The organism is Nonomuraea sp. LPB2021202275-12-8 (genome assembly GCF_037044575.1).
Classification (GTDB): domain Bacteria; phylum Actinomycetota; class Actinomycetes; order Streptosporangiales; family Streptosporangiaceae; genus Nonomuraea.
In genome coordinates this window covers 31,057-47,388 of the sequence record NZ_JBAHWD010000017.1, presented here as the reverse complement: position 1 = coordinate 47,388, position 16,332 = coordinate 31,057, and the positions used below count along the sequence as shown (strand labels likewise).

Below are 16,332 nucleotides of genomic sequence, written 5' to 3'. Positions count from 1 at the left end.
CAAGGATGCACTCATCGGGAGAGTGCTGGGACAATTCCGGCGATGTGCCGGGCGATGGCCAGACTGGACGTGGCCGCCGGCGAGGGTGCGTTGCGCACCAGCACGATGCCTCCGTGCACGTCCACCACGAAGTCGTCGACCAGCCTGCCGTCCCTGGCGACGGCCTGCGCACGCACGCCGCCCTCGGCGCGCCGCAGGTCGTCGGCGGTGAGCTCGGGCACGTAGCGCCGGGCCGCCTTGACGAACGCGCTCTTCACCAGCGAGCCGTAGACCTCCTTGACGCCGGTGCGCCAGTGTCGGCGTGCCATGCGGAGCGTTCCCGGCCAACTCACAATTTCCGGAAAATTCCGGAAATTTCGCCACCGGTATCCTTCGTACGCACCGGCGAGGACCGCGTTCGGTCCCACCAGCACCTCGCCGTCGATGTGCCTGGTCAGATGCACCCCCAGGAACGGGTAGCGCGGATCGGGCACCGGATAGATCAGCCCCCGCACCAACTGCCTGGCAGCCCCCGCGAGCGCGTAGTACTCGCCCCTGAACGGCACGGTCCGCACCTCCCCCCGCATGCCCGCCATCCTGGCGACGGCGTCGGTGCCCAGTCCGGCGCAGATCACCAGCCGGTCGAAGCCGAACCTCCGCTTCCCGGCCACCACCTCCACCCCGCCGGCGGTCTCCCTGATGCCCCTGACCGGGAGCCCGAGCCGTACCGAACCGCCGAGCTCGCCCAGGTCGAGCGCGAGCCTGCGCGCGACCGCCGGGAAGTCGGCGATCGCCGTGTGCGGCGAGTGGATCGCGCCGACGCCGACCGCGTGCGGCTCCACCTCGCGCAGCGCCAGCCCGTCGAGCTGGACGATGCCCGGCACGCCGTTGGCCCTGGCCCGCTCGGCCAGCGCGGCCAGCAACGGGCGCTCGGCCCGCGTGCTCGCCACCACCAGCTTGCCGACCTCCTCATACGGCAGCGCGTGCTCGGCGCAGTAGGCCTTGAGCAGCGCCACTCCCTCCCGGCAGAGCCTCGCCTTGAGCGAGCCCGGCGGGTAGTAGATGCCCGCGTGCACGACGCCGCTGTTGTGGCCGGTCTGGTGCGCGCCGACGCGACTCTCCTTCTCCAGCACGGTCACCTCGGCGCCCCGTGCCCGAGCCAGCTCGCGGGCGACCGCAAGACCGACGATGCCGGCTCCCACGACTCCGATCTTCTCCGTCACGAGGCCAGTGTGCCGATTCGGCGGCAATCCGGGCAGCCATCAGCCGCAAACCATCGCAATGTGTCCGAAACGGTGCGATCGACGCCTAGGCCCATTTCCCCCCTTAAAGCCCTCCCGCCCCTCATCGCAGACGTACCCGCCATACCGCCGTTGCCCGCCCCCGCCTGGCCATACCGCCCTCTGGGCTGGCGAATCGAACATGAGTACGATGGATCCATGTACGTCCCGCCCGAATGGCCCGCGGAGGTCCGTCCGCCCAGCGTCCCCGACTGGGAGACGACGGCCGTGGCCTGGCTGCTCGACGCGGTGCCGCCGGACTACCGAGCCTACGAGGTGCTCAGGCGCCATCCCATCGCCCTGGCCCGCATGGCGAGCCACCACGTCAACTCGGCCATCGAGGCGGCCCGCGCCGGCTACCGGGGCGCCGCGGTCGACCTCAAAGGGCACCTACCGCCCCACGCCATCGAGGCGGTCCTCGACACCTACCGCCAGGAGGGACCTCGCCTGGTGCGCCTGTCCCGCTCCGTCGAGGTAGTCGAGCGCGCCCTGCGCGGCGACATGTTCACCGCCACCATGCGCCGCCCCTGACAGCGACCGGACTTCCCGGCGTCGGGATCCACTCCGCCGAGGAGCCCGATCTCCGCACCACCAGAGCTACCGGGTCTTGGCCAGGAGTTCGATGATCTCCGCGGTGCTGCCGGTTTCGCCCAGGAGGGGGAAGATGCGCTGGACGGTGTTGTCGTGGGTGTCGGGGTTGAGGTCGGTGACGGCGTCGGTGGCCAGGGTGAGGTGATAGCCGCGCTCGTGCGCGGCACGGGCGGTGGATTCCACGCCGATGCTGGTGGCGACCCCGGCCAGGACGAGCTGGGTGATGCCGCGGCGGCGCAGGTGCAGGTCCAGATCGGTGCCGTAGAACGATCCCCACGTGCGCTTGGTGACGACGATGTCTTCAGGGTGTCCGGCCAGGTCGTCGACGAGGGTGTCCCAGCCTTCGGGCGGGGCCTGGGACGGGCGGGGCATGTCGGTGCGGCCGGGCGTGGCGTCAGCCCCGTCGGGGGCGGTGGTGAATCGGGTCAGCACGACCGGCAGAGCGTGGGCGCGGAAGGCGCGGGCGAGGTCAACGGCGCGGGCGATGACGTCGCCGGGGGTGTGGGGCACCGCAGGGCGGGCGAGGACACCCCGCTGCAGGTCGACGATGAGCAGGGCGGTGCGTTCGTCGAGTGTGGTGAGCGGCATGGCCGGTCCTTCCGTTGCGGTGGTGGTGCCTGAGGTGTCCCACGCTCGGCCGTCGGGGAGGAACACGGCCACGATGGTGACGAACCCCCGCCGCGGCGGGGCGAGTCATGGCCGGTTCAGCCGTTCGAGCAAGGCGATCGCCTCGATCAGGGTCTGCCGCTCGGCTTCGGTGTAGTGCTCCTGCATCGCGCGGGCCAGCCACTCGTCGCCCGCGCGCCGGGAGTCCTCGAACAGCGCGCGGCCTGCCCGGGTGAGTGAGATCACCTGCCGCCGCCCGTCGTGGGGATCGGGCCGACGCTCGATCAGCCCGCGGTCGGCCAGCACCGCGAGCGTGGGGGCGACCGCCTGCGGCCGGACCCGCTCAGCGGCGGCGAGATCACTGGCCGAAGCGTCGCCCTCCTTGCCCAGCCGGCTGAGTATCGACGCCTGGGACGGCGTGAGCTCGCGGTTGTCAGAGAGCTCCTTTGAACCGGCGGTAGAGCCGGCCGAACACCACACGCAGCTCACGCGCGGCCCGGGCGGCCGACTCCGAGATGTCGGTTCCTGCCATGCCGCCACCCTAAGTCTTCAAGTCAGCTTGTACAAGCTGACTTGTCTATCGAGACCGCGCCGGGCGCGTTCAGGGGGCGAACGCGCGGTGCACGGTCGCCAGGCGTGGTACGCCTCCATGGAGACCCTCCACCCCGAAGGCAGGCCTGCCCCCTTCCTGCCCGGCGTGTCCCGCACGTGACGGAACAGCCCGTACACCGATCGGTGTACCCGCAGGTGTCTGCGAACGGACGACGCCGGGGACCCTCCTCCCTCCCTACCGTCACAGCCATGAAGAAGATGGTTCTTACCGGAATCGCTGTCGGCGCTGCGGCTTTCGCGATCTCGGACGTGGTCAACAGGGAGATGAGCCCCGTCGGCGAGACGGTCAGCAGGTTCGTCAACACGGGCGCGGGCTGGCTGGTCCCGCTCGGGCTGGTCGCCATCGGGCTCGCCGCGGCTGCCCTCACGGTGGCGGTGGCCCGCACCGGCACCAGCCGTGCGGGGACCTGGCTGCTCGGCATCTGGGCGGCGGGCGTCCTCGTGGCCGCGGTCTTCCCCGCCGACCCGCCGGGACAGTGGGACAACCCGTCGATCTCGGAAACCGTGCACGGCTTCTCCGCCTGGGCGGCCTTCCTGGCCTTCATGATCGCCGCCGTGCTGCTCACCAGGGCCTGGCCGAGGGACGCCCTGCTCACCGGTGCCACCGTCGTCGTGGTGGCTGGGATGATGCTGTTCGTGGTCACCCTCGTCGACGTCATGGTCGCCCGTTCCCTGCCGCCGGTGGTGGGGCTGACCGAACGCGTCGCGATCGCCGCCGACCTCGCCTGGATGGCCCTGGCCGCCGTCCGCCTGCCACGCACCCGCCGATGATCGCCGCCCTGGCTCCGGCCGTTCTCACGACCGTCGCCGTCCTGACCGGGATGGCGGCGGTCGGGGCCCCGATCGGCTGGCCGGCGGTCACGATGGGACTCGTCCTCGGCGGACTGCTCGTGGTGCGGCGGCGCCGGCCGGTCGAAGTCCTGGTGGTGTCGGCGGTCGTGCTGATCGCCTTCCAGGTGGCGGGGCTGTTCGAGGGCGGCTGGGTGTGGCCGCTGACGGTGGCCTGTTACACCGTCGCGGCGGCGGGCCGGACGCGCTGGGCCGTCGTCGTGGGACTGTTCCTGCTGGCATACGCGCTGGCCTGGGACTGGGCCGTCGCGGGCGCTTCCCCGGCCCGCGCGCTCGCGGCGGGCGGAGCCGAGACGCTCTGGCTGGCACTCGTGCTGGCTGTCGGAAACAGCCGGCACCTCCAGGCGCGCTGGCGGGCGCAGATGGAGGAGTCACGCGAGGCGGACGCCCGCCGCCGACTCGCCGAACAGCGGCTGGAGATCTCCCGTGAGCTCCACGACATCGTCGCCCACACGCTGGCCGTCGTCGGCGTCCACCTCAACGTGGCCGCCGACACGCTGGAGGAGTCTCCCGAGGAGACGCGCGACGCCCTGCGCACCGCGATGGAGGTGCGGGGCAAGGCCATGGCCGACCTGCGCTCCCTCATCGGCGTCCTGCGGATCGACGGCGACGCCGCCCCTCAGCCGGACCTGGGCGGCATCGCCGCCCTCGTCACCGCCGCCAGGGCGACCGGCCTGAGCGTCACCCTGCACGAGGAGGGGGACCCCGCCGCGGTCACCGGCCCCCAGGCCCTCGCGGCCCACAGGGTCGTCCAGGAGGCGCTGACCAACACCATCAAACACGCGAACGCCACCCACGTGTCGGTACGGCTGTGCCTGACGGGCACCGCGGTGACCGTCGAGGTGGCCGACGACGGCCATGGGGGCACCGCTCCCGCAGAGGGGCACGGCCTGACCGGCATGCGCGAGCGCATCACCACCCTGGGCGGCACACTGACCATCGAAAGGAGCGGGGGCTTCACCGTACGGGCGAGCATCCCCCTGAGGACATGACGATCAAAGTGCTGCTCGCCGACGACCAGGCCCTCGTCCGGGCGGGTTTCCGCAGCCTGCTCGGCCGGTCCAGGGACCTCACCGTGGTCGCCGAGGCCGCCACGGGCGACGAAGCCGTACGGCAGGCCCGGGCGGCGGAGCCCGACGTGATCCTCATGGACATCCGCATGCCGGGGATGGACGGAATCGAGGCCACCCGCCGGATACTCGCCGAACGTCCGGCGACCAAGGTCATCATCCTCACCACGTTCGACACCGACGAGCACGTCTTCGCCGCGCTGCGCGCCGGCGCCAGCGGCTTCCTCACCAAGGAGGTCGAGCCGGCCGAACTGCGCCGCGCCGTCGCCGTGGTCGCGGCAGGGGAGGCACTGCTGTCGCCGGGCGTCACGCGGCGCGTCGTGCAGCAGTTCGCCCATCGGCCCGCCCCGGTGAGCGGTGACGGGCTGGCGGTCCTCACCACCCGCGAGCGCGAGGTCGTCCGCCTGGTGGCGGAGGGCCTGTCCAACGACGACATCGCCGCGAAACTCGTGATCAGCCCGCTGACCGCCAAGACCCATATCACCCGGGCCCTGATGAAGCTGAACGTCCGCGACCGGGTGCAGTTGGTGATCCTCGCCTACGAGACCGGTCTTGTACGGCCGGGCTCCTGAGGGGACCCGGCTCTCGGGGGTCAGCCTCGCTCCGCGTCTTCTGGCTTCGCGGCCCACCGCAGAGCCGTCGTCGCACAGGTGAGTCCCGCCCCGGCGAGCAGCGCTGTGACGAGTATCGACGCCTGCCATCCGGCCCGGTCGACGACCGCTGTGTGCAGGGGCGGCCCCAGCAGCGTGCCCAGGCTGCCGAGCCGCGTCAGCGCTCCGGCGGCCCACCCGGCCCGCTCGCCCGCCACCGCGGGCAGCGCCGCGAACAGCGCCGATACGACCAGCCCGTTCGCCGCCATCAGCAACGCCGCGCAAGCGAGTGTCACCCCGATCGGCCAGGCGAGGAAAACTCCGGCCGCGGCGATCGCCATGACCACGCTCGCCGGTACGAGGCGGCGAGGCCGCACGCCCGCCCGCAGCGCGACCCCGGCGGCCACGGTGCCTGGCACGCTCGCCACGGCCACCAGCCCGGTCATCACGGCGGCGGTGGCCGGCCAGGTGCGGCCTGCGGTTCCGGGCTTCACCTCTCGTTCCTGCGCCGCCTGACAGCCGCCAGGCGCAGCGGGACGGCGCCCGCGACGATGCAGGCCCCCGCCACGAGCCACATCAGCGATCGACGGCTCGGGCACGATGGGTTGAGGTCATGGGCTGACCCGGACGTCGTCAGCGGGTGCGGCGGGCGAGGAAGGTGATGGCGCCGATGGCGATCGCCGCGGCGGCCAGCCAGATGAGGATGTCACGACCTGTGAGACTCGCCGGTTCGGTGATCGGTTCGGCGGCGCGCGTCCCCTGGGCGGTGGGGCGGGCGGGAGGCTCCGAACGGGCCGGGGTCGCCGGGGGCGCCGAGGAGAGAGCGGTGGCGGGCAGCGGGACCCGGTAGACGGGGCTGCTGGGGCCTTCGGAGCCGGCCAGCAGGGCCTTGCCGTCCAGGGTGTAGGCGATGGACTCGGCCTGCTGGAGGTCGGGCATGGGGACCCTGCCGATCAGCTCGCCCGACGGGCGGTAGAGGGTGGCGGAGAAGTAGGTGCGGACCACGTACGAGGAGCCGTCGGGGGCGTAGGCGGCGTCGGTGGCCATGATGGGCGCGCTCGCGATCTTGCGCAGCACGTTCGGCCTGCCGGTGCGGAGCTTCTTCGGGGCCGCGTAGACGGCGCCGGAGAGCTCCTTGGAGACGACGTACAGCCTGCCGGTCACCGGGTTGACCATGACGCCCTCCGCATTGCGGCCGCCGCCCGCGTAGCGGAAGCGGTAGCGGGTCGCCGGGAGGGTCGCGTCGGCGAGGTCGGCGGGCTCGTTGACCTTGTAGATGGAGATGTCCGGCCAGGCGCTGTCGAGGTTGTCGCCGATGTCGGCGAGCCAGAGCGTCGCCCGGCCCGTCGCGGGATCCTTGGAGACCGCCATGGCCTCCCAGTCGCGCGCCTCCGCCCCCCGCAGGCGGAAGGTGGCCCTGGTCCGGCCGTCCTGGCCGACGGCGTAGAACTCGGGCTGCGCCGAGCTGTCGTTGTGGGTGTAGTAGACGCCGTCGTGGGTGGGCGAGACGGCCAGGCCGCTGGACTCGGTGATCCGGGAGTCCTTGAACGTGAACAGCTTGTCGTCGTCGGCGTGGGCAGGCGTACCCAGGCACACTGCGGACAGCGCCAGCGTCACGGTCGCCACGGTCGATGTTCTGATCAGGATCGCCCCCACGCCCGCCATCATGCCCCAACCGTGACCGGACCGGGCCGGCCCACGCGGGCACTGTGCCGGCGGAAACCGGCGCCCTGGAGGACGGCGAGCAGCACGTTCGCGGCCACCATGGCCACCCACAGCCCGGTGATCCCCCAGGTGGCGGCGACGGGCACGGCGGCGAGCACGAGCAGGCCATAGCCGGTGGCGAAGTAGAGCAGGCTGGCCCCTGAGCGCTTGAGCGCGGTGAGGCCGATGCCCTGCACGGCCTGGGCGGCGTCGGCCGTGGACGCCAGCAGCATCAGCGGCATCAGCCCGGACACCCTGTCGCGCACCCCCGGATCGTCGCTGAAAACCGTCAGCATCGGGTCGCCGAGCGCGAGCAGCGCGAGGGCGGCGGCGCTCGTGCCGGTGACGGCGAGCAGGGCGGCGGTCCGGTTGGCGCGGCGGGCCTCGGCCGTCGTGCCGGCGCGGGCCACCCGGGGCACCGACGCCTGCGCCACGGACAGCGAAGCCAGCATGGTGAAGCCGGTGAGGGTGGTCAGCACGGCGTGGGCGGCGGCGTCGCGGGCGCTGGTCGTACCGGCGGCGAAGGTGACCACTCCGAGCACGCCGAACTTGATCAGGATCGTGCTGGCGAGCGGGACGCTCACCCTCGCCAGGCGGATGATCTCGCCGATCCGCGGCCGCGCCCGGCCGACGCCGCGGCCCAGGGCGCGGCGCAGGCTGAGGTTCGCGACGGCGACGGACGCCACCCCGGACAGCAGCCAGGCCACGCCCACACCGGTGAGCCCGAGCGGCGGGACGAGGGCGACAGCCAGCCCGATCATCGCCGCCGTGCCGGCCAGGCTGGACCAGAGCACCCCGCGGGTGCGCTCGATCGCGACGAGCACCGCGGTGGCGCCGCCTCCTGAGGCGAGGACCAGCAGGTAGAGGGCGATCAGCCAGGGCAGCGCGCCGAGCTCGGCCACCACCTCGCCCGGCACCCCGGCGGTCCGGGCCAACCCCGGCACGCACAGCACAGCCAGGGCGCCCGCCGCACCGACGGCCAGGCTGAGCCAGCGCGCGTCCCGCAGGATCGGCACCACCGCGTCCGGATCGTCCCTATGCGGCGCCACGAACGGCGCCAGCCCGCGCAACGCGCCCGCGATGGCGGTGGCGGCCGGGTTCAGCACCGCGGTCATGACCGCGAACGCGGCCAGCGTGACGGTGGCGTGGCGGCCCAGCACCGAGGTGACCACCAGCGTCCCGGCCAGGCCGGTCACCATCGACAGGAAGAGGGGAACGGAGGCGCGGATCAGGCTGATCACCGGCCCTCGCGAACTCACGCGACAACCCTATGGCCTGGAGCGCACTCCAGGTATTTAGGGTGGAAAGCATGGATTACGTGAACCTCGGACGCAGTGGCCTCCAGGTCAGTCCACTCTGTCTCGGCACCATGAACTTCGGCCCCGTCACCGCGGAGGAAGACTCCTTCGCGATCATGGACAGGGCCCATGAGCTGGGCATCAACTTCTTCGACACCGCCAACGTCTACGGCTGGAAGCAGGGCGAGGGCATCACCGAGAACATTCTCGGCCGGTGGTTCGCGAAGGGGGGCGGCCGCAGGGAGAAGACGGTCATCGCGACCAAGCTCTACGGCTCGATGGGCGACTGGCCCAACGACAACAAGCTGTCCGCGCTGAACATCCGCCGCGCCTGCGACGCCTCGCTGAAGCGCATGCAGACCGACTACATCGACATCTACCAGGCGCACCACATCGACCGGGACACCCCGTTCGAGGAGTTCTGGGAGGCCATGGAGGTCCTGCGCCAGCAGGGCAAGATCCTGTACGTGGGATCGTCCAACTTCGCCGGCTGGCACATCGCCAAGGCGCAGGAGACGGCCGCCAGGCGCAACTTCTTCGGCCTGACCAGCGAGCAGAGCCACTACAACCTGCTCACCAGGGCGGTCGAGCTGGAGGTGCTGCCCGCCTGCCAGGACTACGGCCTCGGCGTGATCCCGTGGAGCCCGCTGGCCGGCGGCCTGCTCGGCGGCGTGCTGCGCAAGATGGACAAGGGCCGCTCGGGCGCCGAGCGCATGGTCAAGGAGCTCGAGAAGCACCGCGACAAGATCGAGCAGTACGAGAAGTTCTGCGACGAGCTGGGCGAGGACCCGGCCCACGTGGGCCTGGCCTGGCTGCTCGCGCAGCCCGCGGTCACGGCGCCGATCATCGGCCCGCGCACCATGGACCAGCTCGAGGGCAGCATGCGGACCCTGGAGATCAAGCTGGACGAGCAGGCGCTGGCCCGGCTGGACGAGATCTTCCCGGGGCACCGCACCGCTCCGGAGGACTACGCCTGGTAGGTCAGCCCACCAGGGCGCCGACGATCACGATCAGCAGGAGGAGGCCGAGCACGGTGGGCAGCAGCCAGGAGCGAGGACGATCCACGCCCTGGAGCCTAGCCGGGCGGCGCGGATGCCAGCGCCCATTCGTCGAGTGACTCGTACCTCACCTGCGCGCCCTGCTCGCTCTTGACGAGACGGACGCTCTCCGCCCGCCACGTCGAGCCGCCGAATCCGGACAGCGACTCGACGAGCGGGCGGAGGTCCGTCTCCGCCCTGGCGCGGGCGAGCGTGAGGTGCGGATGGAAGCGCTTGACGTCGGTCTGTACGGCGCCCGCCCGGCGGGCTCCGGCCTTGACCGAGTCGGCCAGTCGCGTCATCGGGTCGCCGGACAGCCCGGCCCAGAACACCCTGGCGCGCCGTACCGAAGAGAACGCCCCGAACCCGGTGAAGGCCAGGGTCGGGGCGGTGTGCCGGTGGACGGCGCGGGCCAGGCGCGCCCTGAGGTCGGGCAGCACCCGCTCGGGCACCTCACCGAAGAACGCCAGCGTGATGTGCCAGGTGGCGCGGTCCGGCCAGCGCAGGCCGGGCACCTGCCCGACGTGCGGCGCGATCACCTGCTGGAGCTCGTCGAGCACCTCGTCGGGCGGCACCACAGCCGCGAAGAGCCTCATGTCACCGATTGTCCTCGCGGCTGCGCCCGTACGTGGTCATCAGGGGCGTGGCTCAGGCTGCGGCCAGGGCCGGCGTGGCGACCCGTGCGGCGATCAGCTTGGTCAGCAGGACCGCCATACCCGTGCCCACGAGCACGAGCACGCCGGAGAGCATGACGCCCGTCCTGGGCCCGCCGAGCTCCGAGAGCCAGCCGACCAGCGGCGCGCCGATGGGCGCTCCTCCGGTGAAGACCAGCATGTAGATGCCCATGACCCGGCCGCGCATCTCGGGCGAGGTGGCGAGCTGGACGCTGGCGTTCGCCGAGGTGTTGACGGTGATCAGGGCGACGCCGGTGGGGATCAGCAGCAGCAGGTACACCGGGTAGAAGGGCGCGAACGCGGTGGCCATCTGGAACAGCCCGAACCCGATCGCGCCGGCGATCAGCACCTTGCGCGACAGGCGTGCCCTGCGCGCGGCCAGCAGCGCCCCGCCTAGCGCGCCGACGGCGAACATGCTGGAGGCCAGGCCGAACGAGGACGCCCCCGCGCCGAAGACCTCGCGGGCCATGAGCGCGATCGACATCGAGAACGACTGCGCGAACATCGAGACGAAGGCGATCAGCAGGATCGGCATCAGCAGCTCTTCGCGCCTGAGCACGTACTTCAGCCCCTCGCGGAGCTGCCCCTTGGCTCTCGGCACCGGCTCGGCCAGGTTCAGCTCGGACTTGCGCATGAAGACCAGGCTGGAGATGACGCCGGCGAAGGTGAGCGCGTTGATCAGGAAGATCGGGCCGGTCCCGCCGAGCACGTAGATGAGCAGACCGGCGATCGCCGGTCCCACCACACGGGCCAGGTTGAAGATGGAGCTGTTGAGCGCGATGGCGTTGGGCAGGTCCTCCCGCCCGACCATCTCGACCACGAACGCCTGCCTGGTCGGCACCTCCACGCAGGAGATGATGCCGAGCGTGAACGCCATCACGTAGACGTGCCAGACCTGGGCGGTCCCCGTCATGGTGAGCACGCCGATGCCGAGGGCCAGGGCGGCCATCAGGGACTGCGCGGTGATGAGGATCGGCCGCTTGGGGTAGCGGTCGGCCAGCACGCCGCCGAACATCCCGAACAGCAGCATCGGCAGGAACTGCAGCGCGGTCGCCATGCCGAGCGCCGCGGCACTGCCGTTGGTCAGCTCCAGCACCAGCCAGTCCTGGGCGGTGCGCTGCAGCCAGGTGCCGACGTTGGAGACGGCGCCACCGGCCGCGAACATGCGGTAGTTACGAATCTTGAGCGACCGGAACATCCCGGTCTTGGGTTCCTCAGGCTCTATATCCTGCTGAGCTTCTCCAGAATCGGAGCCGCCTGCCTGAGGATGGACCTCTCCTCGGGGGTCAGCTCCTTCAGCCGCTGCGTCAGCCACGCCTCCTTGCGTCGGCGCTCCTCCTTCAGCAGCTTCTCGGCGGCCTCGGTCACGGTCACGGTCACCTGGCGCCGGTCGGTCGGATGCGGGGTGCGCTGGAGCAGGCCGCGCTCCTCGAGCGCGGCGATCACGCGCGTCATCGAGGGCGGTTGCACCTTCTCGAGCTCGGCCAATTCGCCGGGGGTTATCGCGGAATGCCGTTCCACCGCGGCGAGCGTCGCGAACTGCGTGGGGGTCAGCGAGTGCGCCGCCGCCTGTCGCCGGAGCCGCCGGTTCAGCCTTGCCAGTGAAACGCGCAGGGCTGAAGCGAGGCCGGCGCCGCTGCGCAGGTCCATCTTGGGCTGGGGTTTGGTTAGCACGAGTCATTACCTTTGCTAACTATATGGGGAGTCACGATATTTCCCTAATCGCGGAGTACGTCTCACTCCTTGATACCCCGCGGAGCCGCCCGCCATGACGGGCGGCCCGCCTGGATCACAGCCCGAACAGCACCCGGATCGGCCCGAGCGCGAAGTACACGATGAACAGCACGGCGACCCCCCACATCAGCGGGTGGATCTCCTTGGCCTTGCCGCGTACGACCTTGATCAGCACGTAGGAGACGAAGCCCGCGCCGATGCCGTTGGAGATCGAGTAGGTGAACGGCATCAGGACGATGGTCAGGAACGCCGGGATGGCGATCTCGTAGTCGGCCCAGTCGATCTCGCGGACCGACGTCATCATCAGGAAGCCCACCACGACCAGCGCCGGCGCGGCGGCCTCGTACGGCACGACCGTGACGAGCGGCGCGAAGAAGATGGCCACCAGGAAGAGCAGGCCGGTGACCACGCTGGCCAGGCCGGTCCGCGCACCCTCGCCGACGCCGGCGGCCGACTCGATGTAGGTGGTGTTCGACGAGACCGATCCGGCGCCGCCCGCGACGGCGCCGAGCGAGTCGACGAGCAGGATCTCCTTGGTACGGGGCAGCGTCCCGTCCTCCTGCACCAGGTCCGCCTGGCGGCCCACGCCCACGATCGTGCCCATCGTGTCGAAGAAGTCCGTGATCAGCAGCGTGAACACGAACAGCACGGCCAGCAGGACGGAGACCGAGCTGAAGGCGCCGAACGGGTTGAACTCGGCGAACAGCACGAGCGGGTTGTGGAAGCCGAAGATCTCACTGGGCACGGCCGGGACGTTGAGCTGGAAGCCGCCCGGGTTCTCGGCGGAGAACTGGCCGGACTTGGCGAGGGCCTCCACGATGATCGCCAGGACGGTGGTGGCGACGATGCCGATCAGGATCGCGCCCTTGGTCTTGCGCGCCACCAGGGCCGCGGTGAGCAGCAGGCCGATGACGAACACGAGGATCGGCCAGGAGGTCAGGCTGCCCGCGATGCCCATCTCCAGCGGCGGCCCGGCGGGCACGCGGCGCACGAATCCGGCGTCCACGAAGCCGATCAGCGCGATGAACAGGCCGATGCCGACGCTGATGGCGGTCTTGAGCTGGGCCGGGATGGCCTTGAACACCGCCACCCGCAACCCCGTCAGGACCAGGATGCCGATCACGACACCCTCCAGGAAGACCAGGCCCATGGCCTCTTCCCAGGTCATCAACGGCGCGATGTTGAACGTGACGAAGGCGTTCAGCCCCAGCCCGGCGGCCAGCGCGAAGGGCACCCTGGCCACGACGCCCATGAGGATGGTCAGCACCCCGGCAACGAAGGCGGTGCCCGCGGCGACCAGCGCCACGTTCGGGGTGGTGCCGTCGCCGATGACCTCGCCCTGGATGTCCTTGCCGTTGGCGATGATGATCGGGTTCAGCACCACGATGTAGGCCATGGTGAAGAAGGTGGCGAGACCGCCCCGGACCTCACGGGATACGGTCGAGCCTCGTGCGGAGATTGCGAAGAATCTGTCTATTGCGTTACGCGTGTCACTCATGGGCGAAGAGTGACAGTCGTTGTCTTTTGCGAAAAAGGCCGGTAATCGGATCGAGACCCGATTGGAAGCTAGGCTGGATCCTGTGACGCAACGGTGGCACCCCGACCCCGAGCCCATCAGGACCAACGACACCGCGGCGATCGCCGTGGGCACCGGCCTGTGGGCGATCGCCCTGGTCGTGCTGCTGATCTTCCAGCCCGCTCCGGAGAACTACTGGTGGATCTGGACCTGCGTGGCGGGCGTCGGGTTCGGCCTGCTGGGCATGTGGTTCGTGCACCGCACCCGGTCGAGTTGATCTCTGGGCTGACATCTGTCACGTCCGGCCTGTGCGCGATGTCACCTCTGACCCGTCCAGGAAGTCACCCAAAAGAGCTGTTACACCGCACTACCTGGGTAAATGTCTTCACATCATGCTTGATGCCATGAAGAAGACCTTGTTCACATTCCTCGTATGCGTGACGGCTCTCGCCGGGTGCGGGACCGACGGCGAACCCGCGGGCAAGCCCTCCGGCAAGCCCGCTGCTCAGAGCACCGGCACGGTGACCTGGAGCGCGTGCACCGGCCTCACCGGCGCCGACGGCAAGCCCGCCGCGCCCGACCCGGCCGTCGAATGCGGCAAGGTCGCGGTCCCGCTCGACTACGCCAAGCCCACCGGTGACACGATCGACCTCGCGCTGATCCGGATCAAGGCCACCGGCGACCGGCTCGGCTCGCTGGTGTTCAACTTCGGCGGCCCCGGCGGGTCGGGCGTCGACACGCTGCCCATGGCCCGCCAGATGTTCGCCGGCCTGGGCACCCGCTACGACCTGGTCAGCTTCGACCCCCGCGGCGTCGAGCGCAGCGCCGGCATCAAGTGCGGCGGCGAGCTCGACAAGCTCCTGGACGTCTCCGCCGACGAGGACGGCGACAAGCTCGCCAAGGAGTTCGCCACCGCCTGCGAGAAGGACTCCGGCAAGGTGCTGCCGCACGTCGGCACCGTGAACGCCGCCCAGGACCTCGACCGCATCCGCGCCGCCGTCGGCGACGAGAAGCTCAACTACTTCGGCATGTCGTACGGCACACACCTCGGCGCCGTCTACGCCACCAAGTTCCCGGCGAACGTCGGCCGCTTCGTACTGGACAGCGCCTACGACCCGACGGTCACGTTCGAAGAGCGGGCGGTGATCCAGGCGACCGGCTTCGCCAAGGCCTTCGACGCCTTCGCGGAAAGCTGCGTGGCCCAGAGCTGTGAGCTGGGCAAGACCCCCGACGAGGTCGAGCAGACCGTCGAGAAGCTCATGGACGGACTCAAGACCAAGCCGCTCAAGGTCGGCGACCGCGAGCTCACCTACGGCCTGGGCCAGCTCTCCGTCATCACCCCGCTGTACGCCAAGGCCACCTGGCCGATGCTGGAGCAGGGCGCCGCCGCCGCGCTCAAGGGGGACGGCAGCACGCTGCTCACGCTGGCCGACTCCTACACCGGCCGCAAGCCCGACGGCACCTACTCGACCATGATGACCAGCCTGCAGGCGATCAACTGCGTGGACACCGCCGAGCGGCCCACCGCCGCGGAGACCGCCGAGATCAACGAGAAGGTCAAGGAGGTCTTCCCGATCCTGGCCAGCGACGGCTCGGGCGCGGTCTGCGCCCACTGGCCCGCCAAGGGCACCGACGAGGCCAAGAAGATCGACGCCACCGGCTCCGCGCCCATCGTGGTCATCGGCGGCAAGGGCGACCCGGCGACCCCGTACCAGTGGGCGCTCACGCTCACCGAGCAGCTCAAGACCGGCGTCCTGGTCACCTACGAGGGCGAGGGCCACGGCGCCTACCTCAGCGGCAGCAGCTGCGTCATGCGCGCGGTCGACACCTACATGCTGACCGGCAAGGTCCCCGGCGCGGGCAGCAGCTGCCCCGCCAACTGACCTAGCTGGACAGCCGCTTGAAGGTCGTCAAGGCACGCCAGGCAGGTAGGTGGGCCGCAGCTGATCCGTCAGTATGGCGCGGGGCGGCGTCAGCGCCAGACGACCTGATGCCCCCCGCGGGAGTGCCGGGACTTTCATCGCGATGCCGAGCCTTCACACTGTTCAGGGCGGCCACCCGTGCCGAACCGCCGAGTCCCGTACGAAGGAGACCCACGCTCGCGACCTGGCTCGGATGTCTCAGCGTCATGTCCGAATGTGATGGCCCGTGGGCCGGGCACAATGAAGCCGGGAATCCCCGATGTGCAATCTGCATGCTCCGCGCCCCGCATTGTGCATGGCGGCTTCGTGGCCAGCCGCACTGGCATCGGCTCCGGCGGTGAACGGACACTGGAGTATGGCCAACACAGGCGTGGACGGTAACAACCGTGGCAGGCAGATCATCGCCGGTGCGACGGCGCCGCGACGGCCGCCGGTGACGAGGATTCTGATCGCTGAGGACATGGATGATCTGCGGGACACGCTGGTCGCTCTGCTCGAACTGGAGGAAGATTTCCTGGTCGTCGCCGCTCTTGCCTCCGGCGAGCGGATCGTCCCCGCCGGGCTGGCGCATCACCCAGACGTAGCGGTGATCGACATCGACCTTCCTGTGGTTGACGGTCTGACCGCGGCCGCCGAACTGCGCCGGCGGCTGCCCACCTGCCGCGTCCTCATCCTGACAGGGCTTCCCCGTGCGGGCTATAGCGGCCTCGCGGCAGCGGCCGGAGCGTCAGGATTCCTGACCAAGGACGGTCCTGCTGATCTGCTCATCGATGCCATCCGTCGCGTTGCGGTAGGCGAACAGCCTCTCCGCGACGCCTGATCGCGCCACCTATGCCGCTGTGGTGTTTACCGGGTACGAATCCGCACTCG

At 70.5% G+C, this 16,332-nt stretch carries 18 protein-coding genes; 8 read left to right on the top strand and 10 right to left on the bottom strand.

The features are described 5' to 3' along the window. Positions 1-11: 11 nt before the first annotated feature. Positions 12-1,202, bottom strand: coding sequence for an L-2-hydroxyglutarate oxidase (gene lhgO, locus V5E28_RS27770; RefSeq protein ID WP_336210772.1), 1,191 nt, complete (start codon positions 1,200-1,202; stop codon positions 12-14). Between the two features lie 216 nt (positions 1,203-1,418). On the opposite strand from lhgO, the gene V5E28_RS27765 reads away from it, so the two are divergent. After that, a complete protein-coding gene (locus V5E28_RS27765; RefSeq protein ID WP_336210771.1) occupies positions 1,419-1,790 on the top strand; it encodes a hypothetical protein in 372 nt (123 codons plus the stop codon). 66 nt (positions 1,791-1,856) lie between these two features. On the opposite strand, the gene V5E28_RS27760 is transcribed toward V5E28_RS27765, so the two are convergent. Both V5E28_RS27760 and V5E28_RS27755 read right to left on the bottom strand, forming a co-directional pair. Beyond that, positions 1,857-2,438: an isochorismatase family protein gene (locus tag V5E28_RS27760; RefSeq protein WP_336210769.1), complete on the bottom strand. Its 582-nt coding sequence runs from the start codon at positions 2,436-2,438 to the stop codon at positions 1,857-1,859. Between the two features lie 105 nt (positions 2,439-2,543). Further along, positions 2,544-2,936, bottom strand: coding sequence for a MarR family winged helix-turn-helix transcriptional regulator (locus V5E28_RS27755; protein WP_336210766.1), 393 nt, complete (start codon positions 2,934-2,936; stop codon positions 2,544-2,546). Between the two features lie 321 nt (positions 2,937-3,257). Here V5E28_RS27755 and V5E28_RS27750 point away from each other — a divergent pair, with 321 nt between their 5' ends. From V5E28_RS27750 to V5E28_RS27740, 3 genes are read left to right on the top strand one after another with little or no spacing between them, the layout of a single operon-like run. Further along, positions 3,258-3,839, top strand: a complete 582-nt coding sequence (locus V5E28_RS27750) for a DUF998 domain-containing protein (protein ID WP_336210763.1) — start codon at positions 3,258-3,260, stop codon at positions 3,837-3,839. Then, a complete protein-coding gene (locus V5E28_RS27745; RefSeq protein WP_336210760.1) occupies positions 3,836-4,909 on the top strand; it encodes a sensor histidine kinase in 1,074 nt (357 codons plus the stop codon). Before V5E28_RS27750 ends, V5E28_RS27745 begins: the two co-directional genes overlap by 4 nt. Further along, positions 4,906-5,559, top strand: coding sequence for a response regulator transcription factor (locus V5E28_RS27740; protein WP_336210757.1), 654 nt, complete (start codon positions 4,906-4,908; stop codon positions 5,557-5,559). Before V5E28_RS27745 ends, V5E28_RS27740 begins: the two co-directional genes overlap by 4 nt. Positions 5,560-5,579: 20 nt before the next feature. Here the strand turns inward: V5E28_RS27740 and V5E28_RS27735 are convergent, their stop codons facing one another. The 3 genes from V5E28_RS27735 to V5E28_RS27725 all read right to left on the bottom strand — a co-directional run bounded on the left by V5E28_RS27735 (position 5,580) and on the right by V5E28_RS27725 (position 8,540). Continuing rightward, positions 5,580-6,071, bottom strand: coding sequence for a hypothetical protein (locus V5E28_RS27735; RefSeq protein WP_336210754.1), 492 nt, complete (start codon positions 6,069-6,071; stop codon positions 5,580-5,582). Between the two features lie 139 nt (positions 6,072-6,210). Continuing rightward, on the bottom strand, positions 6,211-7,233 hold the full coding sequence (locus V5E28_RS27730) for a hypothetical protein (protein ID WP_336210750.1): 1,023 nt from the start codon (positions 7,231-7,233) through the stop codon (positions 6,211-6,213). Positions 7,234-7,241: 8 nt separating this feature from the next. Then, positions 7,242-8,540: an MATE family efflux transporter gene (locus tag V5E28_RS27725; protein ID WP_336210748.1), complete on the bottom strand. Its 1,299-nt coding sequence runs from the start codon at positions 8,538-8,540 to the stop codon at positions 7,242-7,244. A 50-nt stretch (positions 8,541-8,590) separates the two neighbouring features. On the opposite strand from V5E28_RS27725, the gene V5E28_RS27720 reads away from it, so the two are divergent. Then, positions 8,591-9,559 (top strand): aldo/keto reductase, encoded by a 969-nt coding sequence (locus tag V5E28_RS27720; protein ID WP_336210745.1) that lies wholly within the window; start codon positions 8,591-8,593, stop codon positions 9,557-9,559. A 95-nt stretch (positions 9,560-9,654) separates the two neighbouring features. Here V5E28_RS27720 and thpR read toward each other — a convergent pair whose 3' ends face one another. From thpR to V5E28_RS27700, 4 genes are all read right to left on the bottom strand, one after another. Next, on the bottom strand, positions 9,655-10,212 hold the full coding sequence (gene thpR, locus V5E28_RS27715; protein ID WP_336210742.1) for an RNA 2',3'-cyclic phosphodiesterase: 558 nt from the start codon (positions 10,210-10,212) through the stop codon (positions 9,655-9,657). Positions 10,213-10,264: 52 nt separating this feature from the next. Continuing rightward, a complete protein-coding gene (locus V5E28_RS27710; RefSeq protein ID WP_336210740.1) occupies positions 10,265-11,488 on the bottom strand; it encodes an MFS transporter in 1,224 nt (407 codons plus the stop codon). Between the two features lie 23 nt (positions 11,489-11,511). Next, positions 11,512-11,940 (bottom strand): MarR family winged helix-turn-helix transcriptional regulator, encoded by a 429-nt coding sequence (locus V5E28_RS27705; protein ID WP_336210738.1) that lies wholly within the window; start codon positions 11,938-11,940, stop codon positions 11,512-11,514. 139 nt (positions 11,941-12,079) lie between these two features. After that, on the bottom strand, positions 12,080-13,522 hold the full coding sequence (locus V5E28_RS27700) for an NCS2 family permease (protein WP_336210737.1): 1,443 nt from the start codon (positions 13,520-13,522) through the stop codon (positions 12,080-12,082). A gap of 82 nt (positions 13,523-13,604) precedes the next feature. Here V5E28_RS27700 and V5E28_RS27695 point away from each other — a divergent pair, with 82 nt between their 5' ends. From V5E28_RS27695 to V5E28_RS27685, 3 genes are all read left to right on the top strand, one after another. After that, on the top strand, positions 13,605-13,817 hold the full coding sequence (locus tag V5E28_RS27695; protein ID WP_336210735.1) for a DUF2530 domain-containing protein: 213 nt from the start codon (positions 13,605-13,607) through the stop codon (positions 13,815-13,817). A gap of 127 nt (positions 13,818-13,944) precedes the next feature. Further along, entirely contained in the window at positions 13,945-15,423 is a 1,479-nt protein-coding gene (locus V5E28_RS27690) for an alpha/beta hydrolase (RefSeq protein ID WP_336210733.1), read from the top strand. 394 nt (positions 15,424-15,817) lie between these two features. Further along, positions 15,818-16,282 (top strand): response regulator, encoded by a 465-nt coding sequence (locus V5E28_RS27685; RefSeq protein WP_336210729.1) that lies wholly within the window; start codon positions 15,818-15,820, stop codon positions 16,280-16,282. Positions 16,283-16,332 lie beyond the last annotated feature (50 nt).